Origin of the sequence: Hwanghaeella sp. (assembly GCF_965227365.1) — a bacterium.
Classification (GTDB): Bacteria; Pseudomonadota; Alphaproteobacteria; order UBA8366; family Aestuariispiraceae; genus Hwanghaeella.
In genome coordinates this window covers 2,367,190-2,391,953 of record NZ_OZ245754.1, presented here as the reverse complement: position 1 = coordinate 2,391,953, position 24,764 = coordinate 2,367,190, and the positions used below count along the sequence as shown (strand labels likewise).

The following is a 24,764-nucleotide window of genomic DNA, read 5'->3' as shown; positions in this document are numbered from 1 at the left end:
CACAAACGTGCAGTATGATGTTACGAGATGTGATCCAGCTTCGTCGATGGTCGGCGGGGCGAACAGTGGAAGCCCAACTGGGCCCAGGCAACAACAGTCGGGGACAAATGATGATCCAAAGACTTTTCCGGGCGGCGTTTGCGGCGGCTCTCCTTACCGCCGTGTTCGGAACCGCCGGTGCACAAGCGGCCGACAAGGTCGGACCGGACGCGTGCAAGAAGTGTCATACAGCTGAACATGAAGTCTGGGAGGGCACGCCCCACTTCTCCTCCTTCAAGGAGATCCATAAAGACAAAAAGGGCAAGGAAATCGTTAAGGCGGTGGGTGACAAGCGGATGAAGAAATCCGACACCTGCATGCTCTGCCATTACACCGTGATCGACGGTAAGGCCGAAGCGGGCCCGTCCTGTGAAAGCTGCCATGGCGCCGCCAAGGAATGGATCGACATCCATAACGACAAGAAGAACCCGAATTCGATCCAGGACGCGATCGGCAAGGGCATGATCCATTCGTCGATGATCTACGACATCGCCGCGAACTGCATGTCCTGCCACGGTTTGGCCAACCCGAACCTGCCGGGCGATACGGCAGCGACGATGCTGGAAAACGAGCATCCGCTGAACCCGAACTTCGAACTGGTTGAATACAGCCAGGGCGTCGTGCGTCACCGCTTCTATCCCCCGGATGTGAAGACCAACCAGGAAATGACCGATGCGCAGAAGTCGGTCTACTATCTGGTCGGACAGGCTGCCGCTCTGGTCAGCGCGACGGAAGCGATCAGCAAGACGGATAACGCGAAATACGTCGAAGCGCAGAATCAGCGCATCGCGAAGGCCAAGGAAGTGCTGGGCGGCATTCCCGAGGCGGCGGCCCTGCTCGGTGCGCCGACCGCGGAAAACGGCCGTGCTTTCGGCGAAGCCATCAAGGGCAAGGACTTCACCGCTCAGGTGGGATCTCAACTGCCGACGAAATACAAGTAAGGACCGTCAAGCTCTTTACCTTGTAGTTTGATCGAAGCGGGCGATGCTGAACTCGGCATCGCCCGTTTCTTGTTTTGGCCGGGCCGGATAAACTCGTCCGGCACAACAAAAACGGACACACAGCCTTGGGGGGATGGAAATCATGGGGCAGTTGAAGGTGGCACTCGCGGGACTGGGCGCCGTCGGACTTAAGGTCGCGCAATGGCTCGACAGCACTGAAGCGGGGACATTGGGGCAGGGGTTGAGCCTTGTCGCGGTAACTGCCTCCAGCGAAGAATCCGCTCGTAGCAAATTGGCCCAACTTAAAAAACAGCCCCGGTATTTGCCGCCGGGTGACTTGGCTTCCGTGGCGGATGTCGTCGTCGAATGTTTGCCCCCTGAACTGTTCCGGGAGGTTGCCGAACCGACCTTGCGGGCGGGCAGGATCCTCATGCCGCTCAGCGTGACGCAGTTGCTGGTCAATTGGGATCTGACGGATCTGGCCGGTGATACGGGGGCGCGCATCATCGTCCCGACCGGTGCGCTGTTGGGGCTGGATGCGGTCCGGGCCGCCGCCGAGGGCAATCTGCGATCGGTGACCATGAAGACACGCAAGCCGCCGGCCGGCCTCGCCAAGGCGCCTTTTGTGGTCGAGCAGGGGTTGGACCTGTCAGATCTTTCCGAACCGCTGCGGCTCTATAACGGGTCCGTCCGCGACGCGGCCCAGAAATTCCCGGCCAATGTGAATGTGGCTGTCGCCCTGTCCTTGGCGGGCAAGGGCCCGGACGAGACGCAATACGAAATCTGGGCCGATCCGGACGTTACCCGGAATACCCATGTGATCGAAGTCGATGCCGAAGAAGTATCTTTCGAGATGTCGATTGCCGGTGTTCCGACGGCGGAGAATCCGGCCACCGGCAAGCTCACGCCGCTCAGCACCATCGCCGCTCTCAAATCTCTTGTTCAGCCCCTGAAGGTCGGAAGTTAAGCCGGGCCCGGATTATCGTTCAGGCGGGGTCGGTCAGACCGGATCGTTCAGGTTGGCATCCGCCCAGAGGCGATCCAGTTTCTCCGGATTACGGATGATATAAATCGTACGGATCTCCCCGGCCGCGATGTCGAGGATCGCGGCCTGCCGTGTCCCGTCATATTCCAGGCTGAGCAGGGCGGGCAGGTCGTTTACGTTGACGCGGCGCGCCAGGAGCGGGCGGCCGATCTGCGGCTTGCGCGCCAGTCCGGCGAAAAACCTGGAGATCTTGTCCGCCGTCTCGATGATGTTGAGGGCCGCCGCCTTCAGGCCGCCGCCGTCCGTATGCAATCGGGCATCGTCCGCGAGCATCTGTTTCAACACCTTCGTATCGCCGGTTCGGGCCGCGGCAAAGAACGCATCGGCCAATTCGTCGGCCTCCGCGGCTTCCGGCACGAAACGCGGGCGCGCCGCGGCGATATTGCCGCGGGCGCGGCTCGCCAATTGCCGGCAGGCGGCTTCACTGCGCTCCAGCAGAGTCGCGATCTCGTTGAATGGGGTCTCGAAAATGTCGTGCAGGATGAAGGCGGCCCGTTCCAGCGGCGACAGTCTCTCCAGCGCCGTCATCAGCGCGAAGGAGACATCCCGGTCCAGCGTTTCCATCGGCGTTACCGTCAAGGACGGGTCGGTCAGGATCGGTTCCGGCAGCCAGGGGCCGACATAGATCTCCCGGCGATGGCGGGCCTGTTTCATCCGATCCAGACACAGCCGGGTGACGATCGTGGACAGATAGGCGGCAGGGTTCTCGACATCGTTTGCCGGCGCCCTTTGCCAACGCAGCCAGGCATCCTGCAGAATGTCCTCCGCGTCGGCGCGGGTGCCCAGCATGCGATAGGCCAAACCGGTCAGTCGGCCGCGCTCGGCTTCGAACGCGGCCTCCTGCGGGTTCCGTTTCGGGTCAGGCTGCATGCGCGGTGACCGGATGTTGGCTGCGGAATCCCACGGCGACGCGGTTCCAGACATTGATCGTGCCGATCAGCATCGTCAGCGACACTTTTTCCGCATCGGTGAAGTGCGGGTCCAGGCCGTCATAGACGTGGTCTGGGGCTTGGCTGTCCGCGATCAGGGTCAACGCCTCGGTCCAATCCAACGCGGCCCTTTCCCGTGCCGTGTAGAGGGAGGATTCCCGCCATGCGGCCAGCAGATGCAGGCGTTCCTCCGTCTCGCCGGCCTGGCGGGCGTCGTGCGTATGCATATGCAGGCAATAGGCACAGCCGTTGATCTGTGACGCGCGTGTCTTCACAAGTTCGATCAGGCTAAACTCCAGTCCACTGTCGCGGACGGCCTGTTCCAGGCCCAGCATGGCTTGCATGACGGTCGGGGCGGCTTTGAAGTAATCCAGGCGTTCTTGCATCGGTCTTCTCCTAGAAATGCGGTTCGCTTTCAAGGGTATGACGACCTGGGCGGGGCGCGTGTGACACGCCGCTCGAAAAAAGATCGAACCGCGCCGTGACTAGGCCATGAACTCATAAATAGGATTCACAATCCCGCCGCAATGTCATTCAAGATTCCAAACAGTGGGAGCTTGGACATGGGTGGTCGCTACGACCTGACGGATTTCGAGTGGTCTGTTATCGAACTTCTTCTTCCGAACAAGCCACGCGGAGTTCCCCGCGTTGATGATCGGAGGGTGCTCAACGGCATTTTCTGGGTACTCCGTTCAGGAGCCCCTTGGCGAGATTTGCCGGATCGCTACGGCCCTTATACTACCTGCTACAGCCGCTTCGTTCGGTGGCGCAAAGCCGGGGTCTGGGGTCGATTGATGGACACGGTTTCCGAAGCCTATGACGGCGACATTCAAATGATTGATAGCTCCGTGGTGCGCGTTCATCAGCATGCTGCCAACGTAAAAAAAGCGACCGAGTTCATTGTATGGGCCGCTCGCGAGGAGGGCTGACCACGAAAATTTATGCGCTAACCGATGCCCGGGGGTTGCCGATCAAGTTTGCGCTGACGCCCGGACAAGCCCACGACGCCAGCGGCGCGGCAATGTTGCTATCCGACTTGCCAGAAGGGGGCATTTTGCTTGGCGATAAAGCCTACGATGCAAATTGGATCAGAGAAAGGGTTGAGATGCAGGGTGTGGCACCCACCATTCCTGACAAGTCCAACAGAAAATTCCGACACGGCTTCTCCAAGACGCTCTATCGAGAACGCAACCACGTCGAGCGCTTCTTCAACTGGATCAAGAATTTTCGCCGCGTGGCAACGCGGTTTGCGAAACTTGCCGCAAATTACCTCGGCATGGTGAAGTTGGCATCAATACGAATATGGCTGCGCTTTCACCAAGCCTCAGCAATGTCCGCAACAGGATCCGCTTTTAGGGCAACGCCTGCCGATATATCATGGGCTGCGAAACTGCCGGGTTTTAGCCATTTGCCGACATCAGGCTTGTTCAAGTTATCAAACTGAAAGGCTTCGGTTCCCGCAGTTCGTTCGCCGTCTTTCCGAACTCTTGCAAAGTCGTAACAAGCCAGTCACTGAAATGGTCGATGTGCTCTAGAGCTCGATCTCTTCTGAGGACCAATAGATAAACGGTCCAATCTGATTGCCGAACAATGCCGAGCGGCTTGATAAGATGGCCAGACATCAATTCGTCATAAGCAACCAACTCATCGGCGAGCGCGATCCCGTCACCCGCTTTCACCCGATTGAACACAGTCTGCGTGTTTTGAAAGACTGGCCCGATGTCCGTATCGATATTTTCCAACCCCGCAGCCATCAACCATCGTCGCCATCCAACTCTGTCATGCTCATGCAACAGTGTGGCATGTCTCAAATCGCTAAGGTTCATAACTGACTGCTTCTGAGCGACCTCGGGAACGCGGCAAACAGGAAACTCAAAGGCCCGGTAGATTGCTAGGGCGTCCGACGACGGGGCACCGATAGAACTATAGTGGATCGCGATGTCGGCGTCCTTATGTCGGTAGTCAGCGATGCTTTCGCCGTATTGCATCTGTATCTCAAGATCAGGATTGAGAGGGATGTAATTCTTGAGCCGGGCACTCAGCCAACAGTCAATAAATCCGGCGTTCCCTGAGATCACCAGCGATGGGCGCTTATCACTCGCTTGTGTTCTCCGACTGATCAAAGATGTCGCGTGGGCAAGGTCACCCAGGGCCGCTGAGACGTATTCGGCGTAGGCCGTCCCATCCTGCGTCAACGCGACCTCACGATTGAATCTCACGAACAGCCTGACGCCTAGCAGGTCCTCCAGCATCTTGATTTGGTGGCTGACGGAAGACGGCGTAACCGACAGTTCGTCTGCGGCATTTTTGAATGACAGATGCCGGGCAGCGGCCTCAAAAGCGCGTAACGCGGACAATGGCGGTATCTGGCTCATCATTATCAAATGAATTTTGTTCAATTGAATGAATGAAAATTGACCATTTGTCGGATGTCAATGGGAGTGCGAGTTTTCCTTCACTCACCAACAATAGGACCCTAGATCATGGCACAGTTTGAGACAGCTCTTGCAGAAAATACTCCTCAAGAAGCGCCCCGAATGGCTGGGTTCTCCATGCCAGGTCGTTTCGACAAACACGAACAGACCTTGATTTCCTGGCCCCCAGCTGAGGAAGCCGCCAATACTGATCTTGAAGGTTTTCGGTGCGAGGTTGAGGCGCTTGTCAGAGCGGTCGCACGATATGAGCCCGTAACGCTGATCGTCGATCCTGCGGATGAGGATGATGCACGCGACCGGTGCGGGGATGTGGCGACGGTCCTGATTGTACCCATCGATGCCTCATGGATTCGTGACAATGGACCAATTTTCGTGCGGGATAGCTCAGGCCAGGTCGCAGCGACGTGTTTCGACTTCAACGGCTGGGGCCTTCGCGTCCCATACGCCAAAACCAAAGGTATGCCAGAAGCCGTCTCCGCCGCGCTCAATATTCCGAGTTATCATGCTCCGTTTATCTGTGAGGGGGGTGGGATCTCTGTCGACGGCAAAGGAACGTTGATTACGACCGAACAAGTGATGCGAAATGCCAATCGATATCAGGATTGGTCGCGTGAAGCACTAGAACGGGGCCTCCACGATTACCTCGGTATCGAAACCGTCATATGGCTTGGCCAGGGGTTGGTTGAGGATACGGGGACGGACGGCCATGTCGATAACATCGTTGAGTTTGTATCGCCGGGCGTTGTCATGGCACAGGTCACTCGAGACCGGTCCAATCCGAATTTCGAGCTGTTGTCAGAAAACCTGAAACGATTGAAAGCGGCACGCGACGCGAAAGGCCGACAGTTAGACATCATTGAAATGGATGTCTTGCCCTATTTGCCGGAAATAAACGGCAAGTGTGCGGTAGCACCGTACGTCAACGCATACCTAGTCAACGGCGGAATTATCGCCCCTGAAGTTGATCCCAAACTGGACGATCTGGGCTACAGACAATTGGAAAAGGCCTTTCCGGGCCGAACCGTCACACCCGTACCAACGGCATACCAAGCTGATGGCGGCGGCGGCATTGCATGCCTTACCCAGCAGGTTCCCGCCAGTTATGCTTCCGAACAGTCCTGAACCCAGAGGACTCAATGCAGGGAGGCATCTCGTGAAAGTTACCGTCGCAGCGACCCAAATGGCATGCTCTGACGTGGTTGAGGAGAATGTGGCCAGAGGAGAGGCGCTGGTCAGAGATGCGGCCAATCAGGGGGCCAATATTGTCTTGCTCCAGGAACTCTTTGAAGGCCTGTACTTCTGTCAAGACGAGGCGGAAGAACACTACCAAAGGGCGAGACCTTTCGATGGCCATCCTACCATTGAGCACTTCCAGAGGGTGGCTGCAGAATTGAACGTCGTTCTGCCGATCAGCTTCTATGAGCGTGCCGGTAACACCCGCTTCAACTCCGTCGCCATCATTAACGCCGATGGAACGATGCTCGGCCTCTATCGAAAGAGCCACATTCCGCATGGTGCGGGGTATCAGGAGAAGTTCTACTTCACACCCGGCGACACGGGTTTCCGGGTCTGGAGAACGCAATTTGGAACCATTGGTGTCGGTATATGTTGGGATCAGTGGTTTCCCGAGGCTGCTCGCTGTATGGCTCTAAAGGGGGCAGATGTCCTGTTTTACCCAACTGCCATCGGTTCTGAACTCGGTAACCCCAATCATGATTCGTCGGGCCATTGGCGAAGAGTCATGCAGGGCCATGCAGGGGCCAATATAACGCCCATCGTTGCTTCGAACAGAATTGGACGGGAACCTGGATTGAACGGAACTGAACTCACTTTCTACGGAACCTCGTTCATCACAGGAGCGACAGGTGAAATCCTCACGGACGCGGACAGGTCGACTGAACAGTGTTTGTTGGCTGAGATCGATCTCAACGAGGTTCGCAACATGCGCGCCTATTGGGGACTATTCAGGGACCGAAGACCCGACCTTTATGATCCCATTCTCACTCACGATGGAACCCGTATTGCCTGACTGCGGAGTGTCTACTTCGGGTCATCTGCGGAAGTTATGGCCTAGGCAGAAGCAAGTCCTCTTCCGGAGCATCAGCGGACATCTTTCGTGCATTGTCCATTTATGCGTCCACGATCTAGTCGGTTGCCGCCTGGATGAAGTCGAATGCCGCATTCAGGTCCGGCAGCACTTGGCTTTCGCCCACCGCGGCGCCTTCGCGTCGCGGATCGGCGCCGCCCAGCAGCTTGCCGTCGCGTTTGACGATCATGTGCAATCCGCTGGTCATGTCCCGTTCCTTGACCTCGAAACCGAGATTCCTGAGCTGCGCGACCGTTCCCGCCGGCGTGCCTTTCTCGACCTCGACGCCGCCGTTGCGGCTGAGATAGTGCGTGCGGCTGACGGCGTCCTGCGGGTCCATTCCCCAATCGACCGTGTTCAGGATCGACTGCAGCACATAGCCGATGATCCGGCTGCCGCCGGGGGAACCGAGAACCATCTCCAATTCCCTGTCGTCGTCGAAGACCAGGGTGGGGGCCATTGAACTGCGCGGTCGTTTGCCCGGCTCGACCCGGTTGGCGATCGGTTTGCCGTCGCGCTCGGCCAGGAAGGAAAAATCTGTCAGCTGGTTGTTCAGCAGAAAGCCACGCACCATCAGGCGCGATCCGAAACCGGATTCGATGCTGCTGGTCATGGAAACCGCGTTGCCGTCCGCATCGATGATCGAGATATGGGTGGTCGACGGCAGTTCCATCGAGGTATCCGCCGCGGCTTGCCGGCCGCGCGGATTGCCGGGATCCTTCCTGGACTTGTCGCCCATCGCCCGGTCGACCAGCCCCGCTCTGGCGCGGATATAGGCGTTCTCCAGCAGCGCATTGACCGGTACGTCCACGAAATCGGTATCGGCCAGATAGTGGTTCCTGTCGGCAAAGGCCAGCGCCGAGGCCTCACCCACCAATGCGATCGTGCCGGGGGCGCCGGGCCGGTACTCGTCCAGAGGGAACTGATCGAGGATACCCAGGGCCTGCAATACCGTCACGCCGCCGGACGACGGCGGTCCCATGCCGCAGACCAGCCGGTCTCGGTACCGACCGCACAGGTTCGGGCGGCTCTTTGCTTCGTATAGGGCGAGGTCCTCGGCGGTCATCACGCCCGGATTGCGGTGTGCCTTTTGCACGGCATCGACGATATCGCGGCCGATTTCGCCGGTGTAGAAGGCATCGGGGCCCTGATCGGCGATCAAGCGGAAGGTTTCGGCCAGATCCGGATTTTTCAGGATCGTGCCGATCGCCTTCGGGGCGCCGGTAAAGGTGTAGAAATAGTCCTTCGTCACCGGATTGCCGCGCAGGCCCTCGGTCCGGACCAGCAGGCTGTACAGACGATCGCTAACCGGGAAACCGTTTTCCGCCAGCTCGATGGCGGGTTGGAACAGATCGGCCCAGGGCAGTTTACCGTGCCGCTCATGCGCCATATGCAGCATTTTCAACAGGCCGGGCACGCCGACCGACGCGCCGCCGATCACCGCGTCCAGAAAACGTTTCGGTTCGCCACTCGCAGTCAGGAAGACATCCGGCGTCATCTCCGCCGGGGCGGTTTCCCGTCCGTCATAGCTGTCCAACCGGCGCTTGTATTCGTCCCAATGCAGCATGAAGGCACCGCCGCCGATGCCGGAGGATTGTGGTTCGACGACGTTCAGCACCATTTGCGAAGCGATCGCCGCGTCGACCGCGCTGCCGCCTTTTTCCAGCATCTGCGCGCCGGCCTGGGCGGCGGCGGGATGGGCGGCCGCGATCATGTATTTTTCAGCACTGACTGAGGGCAGGGGGGCCGCGGCGGGGGCCGCCTTTTCCGCGGTCGGCGGTTCCGGCGCGATCGCTTCCTTCGCTGTACCTTCCACCGCTTGGGAAGGTTCTGTCTGAACCGTCGGCGCGGCGGCGGTTTGGTCCGGTGCCGGGGCGGGAGAGACCAGGGCGGAAATGACGCTCGCGATCAGGATCGATCCGCCGCCGAACAGGCAGGCGCCGAGCACGGCGTTCACCGGTCCGGGCAGGAGAGACATGATACCCTTTTCAGCCATAATCGCCTCGATTCCGTATCGTAATTTTGCGGCAGTCGTGCCCGCTAAAAGTATGGTAGTGCCTATCCCGATCGGGAACAACGGCGCGCCATGCCGCGTCTCGTCCCCTGACTTTATAGTGTCCGAATCCTGCGTTCATGTGACGGCGGATGACCGAAAAGCGCCTTGAAGGCGCGGCTGAAATGGGCGGCATCGGCAAAACCGTTTCCGAGTGCGATTTCGGTGATCGGTTGCTCGGTCTGCTGCAGCAGCGCGCGGGCCCGGCGCAGGCGCAATTCCCGGTAATAGGCCGCCGGCGTGGTTTCCAGCCAGCGCCGGAACAGCCGTTCCAATTCGCGCACGGAAATGCCGACCCGACGGGCCAATGCGCCGATCGGCAGCGGGGCTTCCAGATTCCTTTCCATCACCGCGATGGCGGCGGTCAGATTCGGACTGCCGGCGCCGTGACTTTCCGCGAAACGCTGCGGCGCGTCTGCCGGCCGGATTCCCGGCAGGACGAATTCCTCGGCCATGAATGTCGCCAGCGTCGGACCATGACGGGCGGCGATCAAGGTCATCGCCATATCCATCGCAGCGACCCCGCCGGCGGCCGTGATCCGGTCCCGGTCGAACACGAAAACATCCTTTTTCACCAATACGTTGGGAAAGGTTTCCGCCATGCTGTCCAGGACCTCCCAGTGGCTGGTCGCCTGGTAGCCGTCCAGCACACCGGCGCGCGCCAGAACCAGCCCGCCGGTCTCGATCCCGACCAGGATCGCGCCGAAACGGGCCTGTCGGCGCAGATAGGAGAGGACCGGCGCGGTCATGCTTCGATCCGGCTCGTAACTCGCATGCACGAAAAGCATGTCGAGCACCGGCGTCTCGGCGATCGAGGCGGTGACATTGTTGGAGATACCGTTGCTGGCCTCCACCGGCCCGCCATCGACGGACAGCGTCATCCATTCATAAGCCGCGCGGTCCAGCTGGGTATTGGCCAGACGAAAGGGTTCCAGGCTGGAACTGAGAGCAAGCTGCGAGAACCGCGGCAGCAGCAGATGTCCTAGGCGTACCGGCTCTTTTCGCACGAGAAAGGCCTGCATCGATCTCTGACCCATCAACCGTTCTGGCGTTTTCCGACAAGGATAATGCGATTTTGTTCAATCCCGGACAAGGCGCCCGAATAGAGTCGCTGCAATGATTTCACCAGCAACGATCCAAATCCAATTTGGGCGGGAGGCGATATGAATTACGACGTTGTCATCACCTGTGCGGTCACCGGTTCCGGCGATACGGTCGGCAAGCATCCGGATATCCCGGTCACCCCGAAACAGATCGCCGATTCCGCCATCGAGGCCGCCAAGGCCGGTGCCGCCATCGTCCACCTGCATGTGCGCGACCCCGAAACCGGCAAGCCCAGCCGCGACCCGGATCTGTTCCGGCAGACCGTCGAACTGGTGCGCGAAGCCGACACGGATGTGGTGATCAACCTGACCGCGGGGATGGGCGGGGACCTGACGTTGGGGCCGCCGGAAGACCCGATGAATTACGACAAGGACGCCACCGACATGGCGCCCTGGCATGAGCGCGTTTCCTATGTCGATCAACTGCGGCCGGAAATTTGCACCCTGGATTGCGGCAGCATGAATTTCGGCCATGGCGACTATGTCATGACGAATACGCCGACCATGCTGGCGAAGATGGCGGAAGCCATGACCTCCTATGGGGTGAAGCCGGAAATCGAGGTCTTTGATGCCGGCCATGTGGCGCTTGCCCGGCACCTGATCGACCAGGGGCTGATCAAGTCCCCGCCGCTGTTCCAGCTGTGCCTCGGCATTCCCTTCGGCGCGCAGGCCTCGCCCAACATGATGAAGGCGATGCGGGACGAGTTGCCTGCGGATGCGAACTGGTCGGGCTTCGGGATCAGCCGGATGCAGATGCCCATGGTGGCCCAGGCGGTGCTGCTGGGCGGCAACGTCCGCGTCGGCCTGGAAGACAATATCTATCTGGACAAGGGCGTTTTCGCGACCAACGCGCAACTGGTTGAACGCGCGCGCACGATCATCGAGGCGATGGGGGCCAGGGTGCTGACGCCGGAGCAGGCACGGGCCAAGTTCCAGCTCACCAAACAAGTTTAATATAAGGCTTCAACTGGCTGTAATCAGGCCATTTTCAAGGAAAATAGAAATGCGCCAAATCGAAACGGTTGGGCTGATCGGCGGCGGGGTTATCGGCGCCGGATGGGCCGCGCGTTGCCTGGCCCATGGGCTCTCCGTCATTGCCTTCGACCCCGGTCCGGATGCCGAGGCGATCCTGCGGGCGAAAGTGGATAATGCCTGGCCGGCGCTGACAAAGCTCGGTCTGGCGCGCGGCGCGGACAAGGGGCGGTTGAGCTTCGCCGGCAGCGTGGCGGAAGTCGCCGAAAAAGCCGACTTCATCCAGGAATCCGCGCCGGAACGCCTGGATCTGAAAACCAAGCTGCACGCGGAAATCGACGCGGCGGCCCCGGCGGACGTGATCATCGGGTCCTCCACCTCGGGCCTCCTGCCGAGCGATTTTCAGGCAGAGTGCGCCCATCCGGAACGCGTTCTGGTCGGCCATCCGTTCAACCCGGTCTATCTGTTGCCGTTGGTGGAACTGGTGGGCGGAAAGAAGACCTCGGCCGCGACCATCGACGCGGCGCGGGATTTCTACAAAAAGATCGGGATGTATCCGCTGCATGTCCGCAACGAGGTCGAGGGCTTCCTGTCCGACCGCCTGCAGGAAGCGCTGTGGCGCGAAAACCTGCATATCGTCAATGAAGGGATCGCGACGACCGAGGAACTAGACGACGCCATCGTCTACGGTCCCGGCCTGCGCTGGGCCTTCATGGGGGTGAACAAGACCTTCGCCCTGGCCGGCGGGGACGAGGGCATGCGCCACATGCTGCACCAGTTCGGTCCGGCCCTGGAACTGCCCTGGACCAAGTTGAAGGCACCGGAACTGACCGAAGACCTGATCGACAAGATGGTGTCGGGGACCGAGGAACAACTGGCCGGCACCAGTATCAAGGAAATGGAACGCCTGCGCGACGACTGCCTGATCGCCATCATGGAGGCGCTGCAGACCTTCAACGAAGGCGCAGGCCGCGTGTTGAAGGAAAACCGCACGCGCCTGTCGGCGGAATAAGCACACAAGATAAAAAGGGGCGGGAATCATGGATTTCAGTCTGAGCGAAGAACATCGCCTGATCGTCGAGACGGCCCGCCGTTTCGTGGAGGAAGAGCTTTACCCCTACGAGGCGGAAGTCGAGGAAAGCGACACGCTGCGGCCCGAACTGGCGGCGCAGATCCGCGACAAGTCGATCGAACTGGGCCTTTATGCGGCGAATATGCCGGAGGAACTGGGCGGCGGCGGTCTGGACACGGTTGCGATGTGCCTGTTGGACCGGGAACTCGGTCGGGCCAACATGGCGCTGAACTACACGGTCGCGCGGCCGTCCAACATCCTGCAGGCCTGTACCGGGGACCAGCGGGAGAAATACCTGTTTCCCTGCATCCGCGGCGAGAAGGTGGATTGCCTGGCGATGACCGAACCGGGCGCCGGGTCCGATGTCCGCTCCATGTCCTGCAAGGCGGAACGCGACGGCGACGATTTCGTCATCAACGGGGTGAAGCATTTCATCAGCCATGCGGATTGGGCGGATTTCGTCATCCTCTTTGCCGCCACGGGTGAGGAGGACACGCCGCGCGGGTCGCGCAAGAAGATCACCTCCTTCCTAGTCGACAAGGATTGGCCGGGTTTCACCGTGCGTCCCGGTTACAAAAACGTCTCGCATCGCGGCTATCACAATTTCATCCTGGAATTCGATGACTGCCGCCTGCCGGCGAGCCAGGTGCTGGGCGAGGTCGACAAGGGTTTCGACGTGGCGAACGACTGGCTGGGCGCGACGCGGCTACAGGTCGCCGCCCTCAGCCTGGGCCGCTGCCACCGCGCGCTGGAACACGCGCTGGAATGGGCGGTCGACCGCAAGCAGTTCGGCCAGCAGATCAGCAAGTTCCAGGGCGTCAGCTTCAAGCTAGCGGATATGAAGATGCGCCTTCACGCCGCCGAATTGATGACTCTGGAAGCCGCCTGGAAACATACCCAGGGCGCGATGGAGGATATGGACGCCGCGATGGCCAAGCTGGCGGCGACCGAAGCGCTTGCCTTCATTGCCGACGAGGCGATCCAGATCCACGGTGGCATGGGCTTGATGAGCGATCTGCCGCTTGAACGGATCTGGCGCGACGCCCGTGTCGAACGTATCTGGGAAGGCACAAGCGAGATCCAGCGCCATATCATTTCCCGTTCCCTCCTGCGGCCGCTCGGCGGTTAAGGGGACGTCCATGGACGGGCATTTGTCCCAATCCGCGCCCGACGGCAATTCTGGCAAGATTGACGGTCTGCGCCGTCTGCTGCGGCCGCGTTCCCTGGCGGTGATCGGGGGATACGAAGCGGCGACGGTCGTGCAGCAATCGCTGAAGATCGGATTTGACGGGGAAATCTGGCCGGTCAATCCGCGCCGCGCCGACATGTCCGGCATTCCCTGTTTCGCCAGCCTGGACGATCTGCCGGGCGCGCCGGATGCGGCCTTCGTCGCGATCCCGCCGGATGCCACGATCGACGCGGTGCGCCGTTTGTCGGCCATGGGGGCGGGCGGGGCGGTCTGCTACGCTTCCGGCTTCAAGGAAGTGGGCGGCGTCGGCATTCAACGGCAGGAGAAACTGCTGACAGCTGCCGGTGCGATGCCGTTCGTCGGCCCGAACTGTTATGGCGCCCTGAACTATCTGGACGGTGCCGCCCTGTGGCCGGATCAGCATGGGGGCGACCGGGTCGAACGTGGTGCTGCCATTGTCGCGCAAAGCGGCAATATTTCCATCAGCCTGACCATGCAGCAGCGCACGGTGCCGCTGGCCTATGTCATCAGCGTCGGCAACAAGGCCGATCTAGGTTTCGACGCCTATGTGGACGCCCTGGCGCTGGATGAGCGGGTGACCTGTATCGGCCTGATCGCGGAAAGTATCGACGATATCGCCGCTTTTGCGCGTGCGGCCAAGCGCGCGAAACAAGCGGGCAAACCCATCGTGGTTCTGAAGGCCGGACGGTCGGACAAGGGCGCGCAGGCAACGATGAGCCATACCTCGTCGCTTGCCGGGTCCGATGCGCTGTATCAGGCCTTGTTCGATGCCCTAGGCATCGCGCGGGTGGACGACCTGTCGACTTTCCTGGAGGCCCTGAAACTGCTGTCGGTCATCCCGCCGCTTTCGGGGAACAGGGTTGTCTCGATGAGCTGTTCCGGCGGCGAAGCCTCGCTGATGGCCGATCTGGGCGACGATCTGGGGCTTACCTATCCGGATTTCTCAACGCCCGTTCATGGCCGATTGTTCGAGGTGCTCGGCGACAAGGTCGCGATTGCGAACCCCTTGGATTATCACACCTATATCTGGGAAAACCGCCAGGCGATGACCGATTGCTTCGGCACGGCCCTGTCGGCGGACGTGGATATGGGGGTTCTCGTGCTGGACTTTCCGGCGCCGGGCAAATGCGACCTGTCCGGGTGGGAGCCGGCCATCGAGGCCTATATCGACGCCGCGCGGTCGAGCGGCCGTTCGGCGGCGGTCCTGTCGAGTATTCCCGAGAATATGACGGCGGAGGCGGCGAGACGGTTCCTGGAGGCGGGCGTCGTCCCGTTGCAGGGAATGCGCGAGGGGCTGGGCGCGATTGCGGCCGCCGTTCAGGCGGGAAAACAATCCGATTGGCTGCCCGCCGCGCTGGGCCCGGAACCGGTCGGCGACCCGACGGTATTGGACGAATGGCGGTCTAAGCAGTTGGCGCGGCGATACGGTTTGGCGACGCCGGAAGGGTCCCTGGTAACCTCGGTGACAGAGGCTGTTGCCGCGGCCGAAGCCCTCGGATTTCCGGTCGTCGCCAAGGCCGTGTCACGGGATCTTGCACACAAGACGGAAGCGGGGGCGGTTAAACTCAATCTGCGGGACGGAGATGCCGTCGCGGCGGCGGCGGAGCATCTGTTCACCCTGTCGGATCGGGTCATGGTGGAAAAGATGGTCGGCGGCGCGGTCGCCGAACTGTTGATCGGTGTGAACCGCGACCCGCAATTCGGCCTGCATCTGGTCGTCGGGGCCGGCGGGGAACTGGTTGAACTGTTGCAGGACGCCGCCATCATCCTGCTGCCCGCCACACGGGAACGGATCGAGGAGGCCTTGTCGTCATTGCGGTGCGCGCCGTTGCTGCACGGCTATCGCGGGCGGGCCATGGGTGATTGGGATGCCGTTGTTGCGGCAGTCGAGAGTATCGCCGCGATGGTATCGGATATGGGCGAGAGAATTCTGGAAGTCGATATCAACCCGCTGATGGTTCTACCGGAAGGTCGCGGGGCCGTGGCGGCGGATGCATTGATAAGATGGGTGGAGGAAACGAAAAAATGAGCGATGTGGTCAAGGTCGAACGCCGCGGCGCGGTGCTTGAAGTCACGCTGGACCGGCCCAAGGCGAACGCCATCGACGCGCCGACCAGCCGGATCATGGGCGATACCTTCGCTGCCTTTCGCGACGATCCCGACCTGCGGGTCGCGATCCTGACCGGCGGGGGTGACAAGTTCTTCTGCCCCGGATGGGACCTGAAGGCGGCCGCGGCGGGCGAGGGGCCGGACGAGGATTACGGCGTCGGCGGTTTCGGCGGCCTGCAGGAACTGCCGGACCTGAACAAGCCGGTGATTGCAGCCGTCAACGGCATCGCCTTCGGCGGCGGTTTTGAATTGATGATCAGCGCCGACATCATCATCGCGGCGGATCACGCGACCTTCGCCCTGCCTGAAATCCGATCCGGCACCCTGGCGGATGCGGCGACAATCAAACTGCCGCGCCGGATTCCCCACCATGTCGCCATGGAAATGTTGTTCACCGGGCGCCGGTTCGACGCGGCGGAGGCGAAGCAATGGGGGATCGTCAACCAGGTCGTGCCGGCGGCGGACCTGATGACGACCGCGCGCGCCATGGCGGACCTGCTGGCCAGCGGTCCGCCGCTGGTCTACGCGGCGATCAAGGAAGTGGTGCGTGAGACCACGCACCTGCCGGTGCAGGAGGCTTTCGATCTGGTTACCAAGTCCAAACTGCCGACGGTGAAGACGCTCTATACCAGCGAGGATCAGAAGGAAGGCGCGCTTGCCTTCGCAGAAAAACGCGACCCGGTCTGGAAGGGGCGGTAAGGCTTTTCCGAGGTCGTTACTGATTGGTCAGCACGAACCGCCGGTTGCCCGGTTGGATCGGCCGGTAGTTGTCGGGATACAGCGATTTGAAGGCGGCGATCTGCTCCTTGCTGGCGGTCACCGCGCCGGCCATGACGTGCCAGGTGACGATTTCCGAGCAGGGCGGTGTGGTCAGGGACCCTTTGTACCGAAAAGCGGCGGTCCGGTCGGCCATCAGGTCGGACGGGTTGACGGCAATCGAACCGGTCATGCTGCTGCCGGCGGCCGGGATAAGCGGCCAGATCGTGTTCAGGGCCGAGTTGGCCAGTCCTTCGCGTATCATCACGCCGACGACGAAAAGGTCTCCTTCCGCCGATTGATGCACGAAATGCACTTCCATCGGGGCGTGTCTGCCGTTCAAGGTATGTTCCGACAGATGATGGAAATGGAACTGCAGAAGGGTGTAGGTCTTTCCGCCCGCCGTCAGCGTGCCGCCCTGTCCGCCGGCATTCACCTGAATCGTATGGCCGTTATTCAGCACTTCCGGCGTAAAACTGTTCCAGGCGATCGTGGCGGTTGGAAAGGCGGCCTCAATGGCATCGGATGAGACGATGTCGATGGGCGACTGCGCCTTTCCCGCACAGGCGGCGTAGTCGGGCGAAATTTCGGCCCAATGGTCGGGGCCTTCCGGGCCGCCGTAACCCCAGTGGGCCTTACCGCCGGCGGCCTGGACGGCGAATGGCGCCGTGGCGAGGGCGAGACTGAACGCAATGGCGGAAAAAGGTTTGCGCGGCATGGTGACGAGGGCTCCCCAGCGAATTCGGATGAACGGTATTTCGGTAGTATAGCGCAAAATTCTTTAAAGTCAGATTGCGCTGAATAGCCGGGGCAGAAGCGTGGCCGACGCCTTATTCGTCCGTCTCCAAACCGTGACCGGTTCTAGGATTTCGCCGCGACGGCCTCTACCTCGATTTTCATTTTCGGGTCGGCCAGTCCGGAAACGACCACCAGGGTGGAGGCCGGGACATGATCGCCGGTCAGGACCTTGTCCCGTCCGGTGCGGTAGGCGGCGACATAACGGGCATCGGTGATATAGGCGTTCACCCGAACCAGATCCTCCAGCCCCATGCCCGCGTCTTCCAGAATGGCCTTCAGGTTCAGCCAGACATTTTCCGATTGATCTTCCGCCGTCTCGGCCATGACGCCCTGCGCGTCTATGCCGACCTGGCCGGATATGAACAAAGCCCGCGCGTCTTTTGGAATTTCGATGGCGTGCGAATAGCGCGCCAGTGGCGGCGCAACGGTGGACGGATTGCGGATGGTCAAAGTCATTCGTGCCTCCCAGGACGGCTTTCTTGGTTCAGGTGCCGGCGCGTGTGTGCCAGTGTCGGGCGAAGGATTCCGCGTCGGCGCGTTCGCGGAACCATATCGTGGCCGGGGCGGAAACGGGAAGCACGATCAACCAGCCGGCCGTGCAGCGCTTGTCGCACCAGTCGACGTATTTGCGAAGCAGCGTTTCGCTCAATTCGTTTCCGGCGCTGCCCGCGCCGGGTTTGGCCAGGGCACCGGATGTCGGCGCGCGGACGGGCGTCCAGTCCCGGCGGACATCCTCCTCCGGCGGCGGGCGGTCGCCCTCGAACTTGCCGCCGAAGCGTTTCGCGCCTTTCCAGTCGTCGCTTGCCGCCGCATCGGCCGCGATCTGGTTTTTCATGGCGCGCAGGGCGCGCAGAATCACGAAACCGGTGACAAGGCAGAGTACCAGGATGACGACGGCGGTTTTCATCGCGCGGCGATCAGTTCGTCCAATATGTCGAAGACCGCGTCGAACATGGCCTCGGTCAGGCGACCGGTATTCGTATTGTAACGGGAGCAATGATAGCTATCGACCAGGACCGGGCCCGTTTCGGTCAGCCGGTGAATGGCGGCATGGCCGAACTTGAAGGCCGATTGCTTGTACCCGAGGCCCCGCAACGTCGCGTTATGGGAGAGCTGACCGAGGCAGAGCATCGCCTTGAGGTTCGGCATTGCCGCGATTTCCCGGGCCAGGAAGGGTAGACAGTTGGCGACTTCCGAACCCACCGGCTTGTTCTGCGGCGGCACGCAGCGGACCGCATTGGTGATCCGCGCATTGATCAGTTCCAGCCCGTCGTCGCGCCTCTTGTCGTAGGTGCCCGTCGTATAGCCGTGCGCGGTCAGCGTCTGGTAGAGCAGGTCGCCGGCGTAATCCCCGGTGAAGGGGCGTCCGGTCTTGTTCGCGCCCTGCAGGCCCGGCGCGAGGCCGATTACCAGTAACTCGGCGGAAAGCGGACCGAAACTGTCGACCGGGCCGTTATGCCAGTCGGGATGCGCCGCGCGGTTTTCGGCACGAAAGGCGGCCAGCCTCGGGCACAGGGCACAAGTCTGGTCAGGGCCTGAGAAGGATGCTGTCACGGCGTTTCCCGGCTGACGACGTGAATGGGAGCAGGGGGACGCGTCGATTTAAACGCGTTCTACGACCGCCTCGTCGTCTTCGTCGAATTCCTCGTAGTCTTCGTAATCGTCGTCTTCCAGGTCTTCATCGTCCTCGTCCCGGAAGTCGGCGGATTTGAAGTTCTCCTTCCGCGGGCGCGGCGCGGGGCGTGCACCGTCATGGAAATTCCGGGCGACCAGTTTGGAGAGTTCCGACAGTTCGATGAAATTGTCGCATTGCCGGCGCAGCTCGTCGGCGATCATCGGCGGGGATGTCTTAATAGTGCTGACCACGCTGACCCGCAGTCCCCGACGTTGTACCGCTTCGGCCAGTCGGCGGAAGTCGCCGTCGCCGGAAAACAGGATGACGTGGTCCAGGTGCTCGGCCATTTCCAGGACGTCGATCGCAAGCTCGATGTCCATATTGCCCTTCACCTTACGGCGGCCCTGGGCGTCGGTGTATTCCTTGGCCGGCTTGGTCACCAGGGTGTAGCCGTTATAGTCCAGCCAATCGACCAGCGGGCGGATCGGCGAATATTCCTGTTCCTCGAAAAGGGCGGTGTAATAGAAAGCGCGGACCAGCTGGCATTTATCGCGGAATTGGTCGAGCAGCTTCTTGTAATCGATATCGAACCCCAGGGTCCGAGCGGCGGAATAAAGATTGGCACCGTCAATGAAAAGAGCGACGCGCTCTTCCTTGTACAACCCCATATTCATTATGCGAGCCCCCAATACTCTAATACTCTTAAAATGACTTGTACCCGAATGACTTAGAAGATGTATCGTGATCAAGCCTCAACAAGCGGAATCTCTTACAGGCTGGAATTAGTTCCGACAAGCAACTATGCATTCTCGGCTGCTCATATCCTTGAAATCGGTCGGATTTCCGCCGCTTCAAGTCGCGCCGGGTCCTGTCCCGTCATTCCCTGTGGCCCGGGCGCGCGGGCCGGGGCGGGTTGATGTTGCAATGCGGGCGGTCAGCCCGTATATTCCGCGCCTCAAAATTACCGAAAACTTCTGTCGTTCGGTTGGAAACTAGGGACCGGGCCCACTATGTTGTTGGGTGACGGTCCTGACTCATGTGGTGTGCTGAGGTAACCGGCTGGGCCGGTCCTTCCCGGGACACCCACCGTCGGCGGCAGAGTTGAAAGCTAAATTGAAGGACGTTTTGGCATGGCGCGCGTTACCGTTGAAGATTGCGTAGAAAGAATTCCGAACCGGTTTGATCTGGTCATGGTCGCCGCGCAGCGCAGCCGCGACATCGCGACCGGCGCCTCGATCACGGTCGACCGCGACAATGACAAGAACCCGGTCGTGTCCCTGCGCGAAATCGCGGATGAGACGGTCGAGATCGACGAACTCAAGGACCAGCTGATCCGCAACCTGCAGCGCCATGTCGATGTCGACGAGCCGGAAGAGGTCGACATGATGGAGCAGATGTCGAACGGTACGCTGGAAGACAAGCCGGTGGAAGAGCCGGAGCCGGAGCCGATGTCTCCCTTCGCCCGGGCCCTGCCGGACATGCCGGCCTTCGAGGACATGGAGCCGGGTTTCTTTGAAGACTAAGCCTTCCACCTCGATCCCCGCTTGCGGGAAGGACAGTAACCAGACGGGCCGGCCTGCCGCCGGCCCCAATCCCCGCTAAGGGGGCGTGTAAGACATGTTGCGTCAGTACGAACTGGTGGAGCGTGTAAAGCACTATGATCCGGGCGCGGATGAGGATCTCCTCAACCGCGCCTATGTTTTTGCGATGAAGGCGCACGGCACCCAGACCCGCGCCTCCGGCGACCCTTATTTCTCCCATCCCGTCGAAGTCGCCGGCCTGTTGAGCGAAAAGCGCCTCGACGCCTCCTCGATCGTCACCGGGCTGCTGCACGACACGGTGGAAGATACCGACGCGACGCTGGAAATCATTCAGAACACCTTCGGTCCGGAAGTGGCCGCGCTGGTCGACGGCGTCACCAAACTGACCCAGCTGGAATTGCAGTCCAGCCGCACCAAGCAGGCGGAAAACTTCCGCAAGCTGGTGCTTGCCATGTCGCAGGACATCCGCGTCCTGGTCGTGAAGCTGGCCGACCGGCTGCACAACATGCGCACGCTGCATTTCATCTCCAAGGAGGAGAAACGCCGGCGCATCGCCCTGGAGACGATGGAAATTTATGTGCCGTTGACCGAGCGGATCGGCATCCGGGACTGGAAGGACGAGCTGGAAGACCTAGCCTTCGCGGAACTCAATCCCGATGCGCGCAGTTCAATCGTCAACCGGCTGCACTACCTGCATGAGGAGAGCGGCGACACCATCGGCAAGGTGGTAGAAGAACTGCGCACCCTGCTGGAAGCGCACGAGATCGAGGCGACCGTCCTCGGGCGGGAGAAGTCGCCGTTCTCAATCTGGCGCAAGATGCAGCGGCAGAACATTGGTTTTGAACAGCTTTCCGATATTGTCGCTTTCCGCGTCATCGTCGACAATGTGGAGGATTGCTACCGGGCGCTGGGCTGCATCCATGGCCGCTACACGGTGACGCCCGGTCGCTTCAAGGACTATATCTCGCTGCCGAAGCCGAACGGCTATCAGTCGCTGCATACCGGTGTCATCGGGCCTGAGAACACCCGAATCGAAATTCAGATCCGAACCCGGGAAATGCACGATGTGGCCGAACTGGGCGTCGCGGCGCATTGGCGCTACAAGTCCGGCGGCTCGCAGGAACCGACCCGTGAAGGGCGGCAGTACCGCTGGCTGCGCGATATGCTGGACATCCTCTCCAACGCGTCCGGCCCCGACGATTTCCTGGAAAACACCAAGATGGAGATGTTCGCCGATCAGGTGTTCGTCTTCACGCCCAAGGGCGACCTGCATGCCATGCCACGCGGTTCGACGCCGGTGGATTTCGCCTATGCCGTCCATACGGATGTCGGAAACCGCACCGTCGGGGCCAAGATCAACGGCCGGATCAAGCCGCTGCGGACCGAATTGCGCAACGGCGACCAGGTCGAGATCATCACCTCCAAGGCGCAGACGCCGTCTCCGGCCTGGGAAGCCTTCATCGTCACCGGCAAGGCGCGATCGGCGATCCGCCGTTTCGTGCGCTCGAAACAGCGCGACCAGTATTTCGGCCTCGGCCGCGAGGTGTTGGACAGCACCTTCCGGCAGGGCGATTACGACCTGACCGAAAAGGCGCTGCGCGGCGTCATCGCGAAGTTCCAGGTCGACACTGTCGATGACCTCTATGTCGCGGTGGGTGAGGGACGGATCACGGGCCGGGAAGTGCTCTATGCGGTCTATCCGGGCGCCAAGGAAGAACAGGCGCAGGAACAGGAACAGAAACGGCAGCAGATCGTCCCGACCCAGAAGCCCAAGGAAACCGCGCGCCACAGCGTACCGGTCAAGGGGCTGATCAAGGGCATGGCGATCCATTACGCGCGCTGTTGCCATCCGCTGCCGGGCGACCGGATCGTCGGCATCGTCACCACCGGCCGCGGTGTTACCATCCACACGATCAACTGCAGCACGCTGGAGGATTTCGCGGAATCCCCCGACCGCTGGCTCGATGTCAGCTGGGACACGGATGCGGAGGAACCACAGGCCTTCATGGGCCGCGTTCATGCGGTGATCGCCAACGAACCCGGCAGCCTGGGCACGATCTCCAGCGTCATCGGGCGGACCGGCGGCAATATCTTCAATCTGAAGTTCACCAATCGCGGTGAGGACTTCTACGAGATGCTGATCGACATCGAGGTCACCGGCGTCCGGCAGCTAAGCAACATCATGGCTGCCCTGCGCGCCACGCCGGTTGTCAATTCCGTGGACCGCGCGTTCAGCTAGTTCCGTTCCGATTTCAAGGGGGAAACATGCAGACCATCGACAGCCTGGACGCTCTCGAGGCGCTTTATGACGCGCCCGTTCCCGCCTCGCTCACCAAGGTGACCAAGCGGATGACGCCGCATTACCGGCAGTGGATCGATGCGTCGCGTTTCGTGGTGATTTCGACCGTCGGGCCGGAGGGAACGGATGCCAGCCCGCGCGGCGAGGACGGGCCGGTGGTGAAGATTGTCGACGAAAAGACGGTCTGGCTGCCCGATTGGCGCGGCAACAACCGGATCGACACGTTGCGCAACATCGTTCGCGACGGGCGGGTCAGCCTGATGTTCATGGTGCCCGGATGCGACAATGTGGTGCGGATCAACGGCACGGCGGCGCTGACGGCGGACGAGGATATCCGGCGGGTCTTCGCCAAGAAGGACAAGCTGCCCAAAACGGTCATCGTGGTGACGATCGGCGAGATGTACTTCCAATGTGCCAAGGCCTTGATGCGGTCGCAGCTGTGGAGTGCGGATGCGCCGCGGCCGGAAGTTCCCAGCGCGGGGCAGTTCATCAAGGAAATGAAACAGGATTTCGACGCCGTCGCCTATGACGAGGGCTATCCGGAATACGCCGCCGGCCGGATGTGGTGAGAAGGGTGGCGGCCGCACCGTCCGAATGACGCAAAAACCTGGATGCTGCACTTGCGTCGTGAAGCGTGACACGCCAATTTCAGGATAGGCATATACTTTTCAGGACCCGGGCTTCCCGTTCATGTTCAAACGCCGCAGAAAGCGATACGTCCATCATCATTTCAAGGAGGCCGTATGGCCGACGATAGGATGGCGGCGCAGTGCGGATTACATGCGCCACCGTGTCGGGCGGCTGCCGGGAACGCCGTATTCCATCGCCGCCGGTTTCGCCTGGGGCGCCGCGATCTCCTTCACGCCCTTCATCGGTCTGCATATCCTGTTGTCGGCCGCCGGGGCCTGGGTGACCCGGTCCAGCATTCTGGCGGGAGCGATCGGCACCGTGGTGGGCAATCCCTGGACCTTTCCCTTCATCTGGGCCTGGATCTATACCGCCGGTGTCTGGATGCTTGGCCGGGATCCGCTTGAACTGAATTATGCGGAACTCAGCCTGGGGTATCTCTACGACCATTTCTGGGCGATCTTCATCCCCATGATGGTCGGCGGTGTGCCCAGTGCCGTGATCATCTGGGCCGCGTTCTTCTTTCCGCTGCGCGCGATGGTAGCCAAGTATCAGGTGGTTCGGCGCGCGCGTATCGCGGCCAAGAAGAACCGACAAATATCCGAAGGCGGGACGGGGGCGGCTGTATGATTATCGGTTTGGGAACAGACCTTTGCGATATCGGCCGGATCCGGGAGACGCTGGAAAAGTTCGGCGATCGGTTCACCGGCCGCCTCTATACGGATCAGGAAAGGTTTCGAGCTGAAAGACGGCCGGCGCGCCGCGCCGACCGCTATGCGCAGATGTTCGCGGCCAAGGAAGCCTGTTCCAAGGCCCTCGGCACCGGGTTCCGCAAAGGCGTTTTCTGGCGCGACATGGAAGTCGTTCCGCTGCCGTCGGGCAAACCGACCCTGAATATCACCGGCGGGGCGCGCGAACGGCTGTTGAGCCTGACGCCGCCCGGGTACAAGCCGCAGGCCAATGTCAGTCTTACCGACGAATCGGGCATGGCCCAGGCGGTGGTGATTCTGTCCGCCGTTCCGATCGACTGGCCGGACCCGATTGAACCCTAGCCGAGACCTTGGCTGTGTCGGGGACGGCAGGCGCCGCCTTGACTTGCGGCGACGCGCCGGGCCTTATCCCGCGCCGGGACGG

General features: G+C 61.0%; 24 protein-coding genes and 1 pseudogene. 15 read left to right on the top strand and 10 right to left on the bottom strand.

What is annotated here, in order from left to right:
- Window positions 1-110: 110 nt before the first annotated feature.
- Entirely contained in the window at window positions 111-980 is an 870-nt protein-coding gene (locus ACQK2G_RS10915; protein ID WP_425405058.1) for a multiheme c-type cytochrome, read from the top strand.
- Between the two features lie 142 nt (window positions 981-1,122).
- Entirely contained in the window at window positions 1,123-1,947 is an 825-nt protein-coding gene (locus ACQK2G_RS10910) for an aspartate dehydrogenase (RefSeq protein WP_425405057.1), read from the top strand.
- 33 nt (window positions 1,948-1,980) lie between these two features.
- Here the strand turns inward: ACQK2G_RS10910 and ACQK2G_RS10905 are convergent, their stop codons facing one another.
- A complete protein-coding gene (locus ACQK2G_RS10905; protein WP_425405056.1) occupies window positions 1,981-2,895 on the bottom strand; it encodes a sigma-70 family RNA polymerase sigma factor in 915 nt (304 codons plus the stop codon).
- A complete protein-coding gene (locus ACQK2G_RS10900; protein ID WP_425405055.1) occupies window positions 2,885-3,340 on the bottom strand; it encodes a carboxymuconolactone decarboxylase family protein in 456 nt (151 codons plus the stop codon). Before ACQK2G_RS10900 ends, ACQK2G_RS10905 begins: the two co-directional genes overlap by 11 nt.
- A 177-nt stretch (window positions 3,341-3,517) precedes the next feature.
- Between ACQK2G_RS10900 and ACQK2G_RS10895 the strand changes: the two are divergent.
- A pseudogene (locus ACQK2G_RS10895) lies at window positions 3,518-4,263 on the top strand (IS5 family transposase); the annotation flags it as partial.
- A 118-nt stretch (window positions 4,264-4,381) separates the two neighbouring features.
- Here ACQK2G_RS10895 and ACQK2G_RS10890 read toward each other — a convergent pair.
- The gene (locus ACQK2G_RS10890) at window positions 4,382-5,329 is read right to left on the bottom strand and encodes a LysR family transcriptional regulator (RefSeq protein ID WP_425405054.1); all 948 of its coding nucleotides are present in this window, start codon (window positions 5,327-5,329) and stop codon (window positions 4,382-4,384) included.
- Window positions 5,330-5,437: 108 nt separating this feature from the next.
- Here ACQK2G_RS10890 and ACQK2G_RS10885 point away from each other — a divergent pair, with 108 nt between their 5' ends.
- A complete protein-coding gene (locus tag ACQK2G_RS10885) occupies window positions 5,438-6,511 on the top strand; it encodes an agmatine deiminase family protein (protein ID WP_425405053.1) in 1,074 nt (357 codons plus the stop codon).
- A gap of 31 nt (window positions 6,512-6,542) precedes the next feature.
- A complete protein-coding gene (gene aguB / locus ACQK2G_RS10880) occupies window positions 6,543-7,418 on the top strand; it encodes an N-carbamoylputrescine amidase (protein ID WP_425405052.1) in 876 nt (291 codons plus the stop codon).
- A gap of 115 nt (window positions 7,419-7,533) precedes the next feature.
- Here aguB and ggt read toward each other — a convergent pair whose 3' ends face one another.
- Together ggt and ACQK2G_RS10870 are read right to left on the bottom strand one after the other, a co-directional pair.
- On the bottom strand, window positions 7,534-9,471 hold the full coding sequence (gene ggt / locus ACQK2G_RS10875) for a gamma-glutamyltransferase (RefSeq protein ID WP_425405051.1): 1,938 nt from the start codon (window positions 9,469-9,471) through the stop codon (window positions 7,534-7,536).
- A 113-nt stretch (window positions 9,472-9,584) separates the two neighbouring features.
- Entirely contained in the window at window positions 9,585-10,550 is a 966-nt protein-coding gene (locus ACQK2G_RS10870; RefSeq protein WP_425405050.1) for a GlxA family transcriptional regulator, read from the bottom strand.
- A gap of 141 nt (window positions 10,551-10,691) precedes the next feature.
- Between ACQK2G_RS10870 and ACQK2G_RS10865 the strand changes: the two genes are divergently transcribed.
- From ACQK2G_RS10865 to ACQK2G_RS10845, 5 genes are read left to right on the top strand one after another with little or no spacing between them, the layout of a single operon-like run.
- Entirely contained in the window at window positions 10,692-11,585 is an 894-nt protein-coding gene (locus tag ACQK2G_RS10865; protein WP_425405049.1) for a 3-keto-5-aminohexanoate cleavage protein, read from the top strand.
- A 49-nt stretch (window positions 11,586-11,634) separates the two neighbouring features.
- A complete protein-coding gene (locus ACQK2G_RS10860) occupies window positions 11,635-12,615 on the top strand; it encodes an L-carnitine dehydrogenase (protein WP_425405048.1) in 981 nt (326 codons plus the stop codon).
- Window positions 12,616-12,643: 28 nt separating this feature from the next.
- Entirely contained in the window at window positions 12,644-13,804 is a 1,161-nt protein-coding gene (locus ACQK2G_RS10855; protein ID WP_425405047.1) for an acyl-CoA dehydrogenase family protein, read from the top strand.
- A 10-nt stretch (window positions 13,805-13,814) separates the two neighbouring features.
- Window positions 13,815-15,914, top strand: coding sequence for an acetate--CoA ligase family protein (locus tag ACQK2G_RS10850; RefSeq protein WP_425405046.1), 2,100 nt, complete (start codon window positions 13,815-13,817; stop codon window positions 15,912-15,914).
- A complete protein-coding gene (locus ACQK2G_RS10845; protein WP_425405045.1) occupies window positions 15,911-16,693 on the top strand; it encodes a carnitinyl-CoA dehydratase in 783 nt (260 codons plus the stop codon). The genes ACQK2G_RS10850 and ACQK2G_RS10845 overlap by 4 nt, the downstream gene beginning before the upstream one ends.
- A gap of 16 nt (window positions 16,694-16,709) precedes the next feature.
- Here ACQK2G_RS10845 and ACQK2G_RS10840 read toward each other — a convergent pair whose 3' ends face one another.
- The 5 genes from ACQK2G_RS10840 to ACQK2G_RS10820 all read right to left on the bottom strand — a co-directional run bounded on the left by ACQK2G_RS10840 (window position 16,710) and on the right by ACQK2G_RS10820 (window position 19,831).
- Window positions 16,710-17,468 (bottom strand): carbonic anhydrase, encoded by a 759-nt coding sequence (locus ACQK2G_RS10840; protein ID WP_425405044.1) that lies wholly within the window; start codon window positions 17,466-17,468, stop codon window positions 16,710-16,712.
- Between the two features lie 143 nt (window positions 17,469-17,611).
- Window positions 17,612-18,004 carry a RidA family protein gene (locus tag ACQK2G_RS10835; RefSeq protein WP_425405043.1) on the bottom strand — a complete coding sequence of 131 codons (393 nt, stop codon included), beginning with the start codon at window positions 18,002-18,004 and terminating at the stop codon, window positions 17,612-17,614.
- A 28-nt stretch (window positions 18,005-18,032) separates the two neighbouring features.
- On the bottom strand, window positions 18,033-18,455 hold the full coding sequence (locus tag ACQK2G_RS10830; protein ID WP_425405042.1) for a hypothetical protein: 423 nt from the start codon (window positions 18,453-18,455) through the stop codon (window positions 18,033-18,035).
- A complete protein-coding gene (locus ACQK2G_RS10825; RefSeq protein ID WP_425405041.1) occupies window positions 18,452-19,102 on the bottom strand; it encodes a uracil-DNA glycosylase in 651 nt (216 codons plus the stop codon). Before ACQK2G_RS10825 ends, ACQK2G_RS10830 begins: the two co-directional genes overlap by 4 nt.
- Before the next feature lie 48 nt (window positions 19,103-19,150).
- A complete protein-coding gene (locus tag ACQK2G_RS10820) occupies window positions 19,151-19,831 on the bottom strand; it encodes an NYN domain-containing protein (RefSeq protein WP_425407639.1) in 681 nt (226 codons plus the stop codon).
- A 462-nt stretch (window positions 19,832-20,293) separates the two neighbouring features.
- Here ACQK2G_RS10820 and rpoZ point away from each other — a divergent pair, with 462 nt between their 5' ends.
- The 5 genes from rpoZ to acpS all read left to right on the top strand — a co-directional run bounded on the left by rpoZ (window position 20,294) and on the right by acpS (window position 24,682).
- Window positions 20,294-20,686 carry a DNA-directed RNA polymerase subunit omega gene (rpoZ, locus tag ACQK2G_RS10815; RefSeq protein ID WP_425405040.1) on the top strand — a complete coding sequence of 131 codons (393 nt, stop codon included), beginning with the start codon at window positions 20,294-20,296 and terminating at the stop codon, window positions 20,684-20,686.
- Window positions 20,687-20,780: 94 nt separating this feature from the next.
- Entirely contained in the window at window positions 20,781-22,943 is a 2,163-nt protein-coding gene (locus tag ACQK2G_RS10810; protein ID WP_425405039.1) for a RelA/SpoT family protein, read from the top strand.
- 26 nt (window positions 22,944-22,969) lie between these two features.
- Window positions 22,970-23,572, top strand: a complete 603-nt coding sequence (locus ACQK2G_RS10805; protein WP_425405038.1) for a pyridoxamine 5'-phosphate oxidase family protein — start codon at window positions 22,970-22,972, stop codon at window positions 23,570-23,572.
- 121 nt (window positions 23,573-23,693) lie between these two features.
- Window positions 23,694-24,260, top strand: coding sequence for a DUF2062 domain-containing protein (locus ACQK2G_RS10800; RefSeq protein WP_425405037.1), 567 nt, complete (start codon window positions 23,694-23,696; stop codon window positions 24,258-24,260).
- Complete coding sequence (gene acpS, locus ACQK2G_RS10795) at window positions 24,257-24,682, top strand: holo-ACP synthase (protein ID WP_425405036.1); 426 nt, start codon at window positions 24,257-24,259, stop codon at window positions 24,680-24,682. Before ACQK2G_RS10800 ends, acpS begins: the two co-directional genes overlap by 4 nt.
- Window positions 24,683-24,764: the final 82 nt, after the last annotated feature.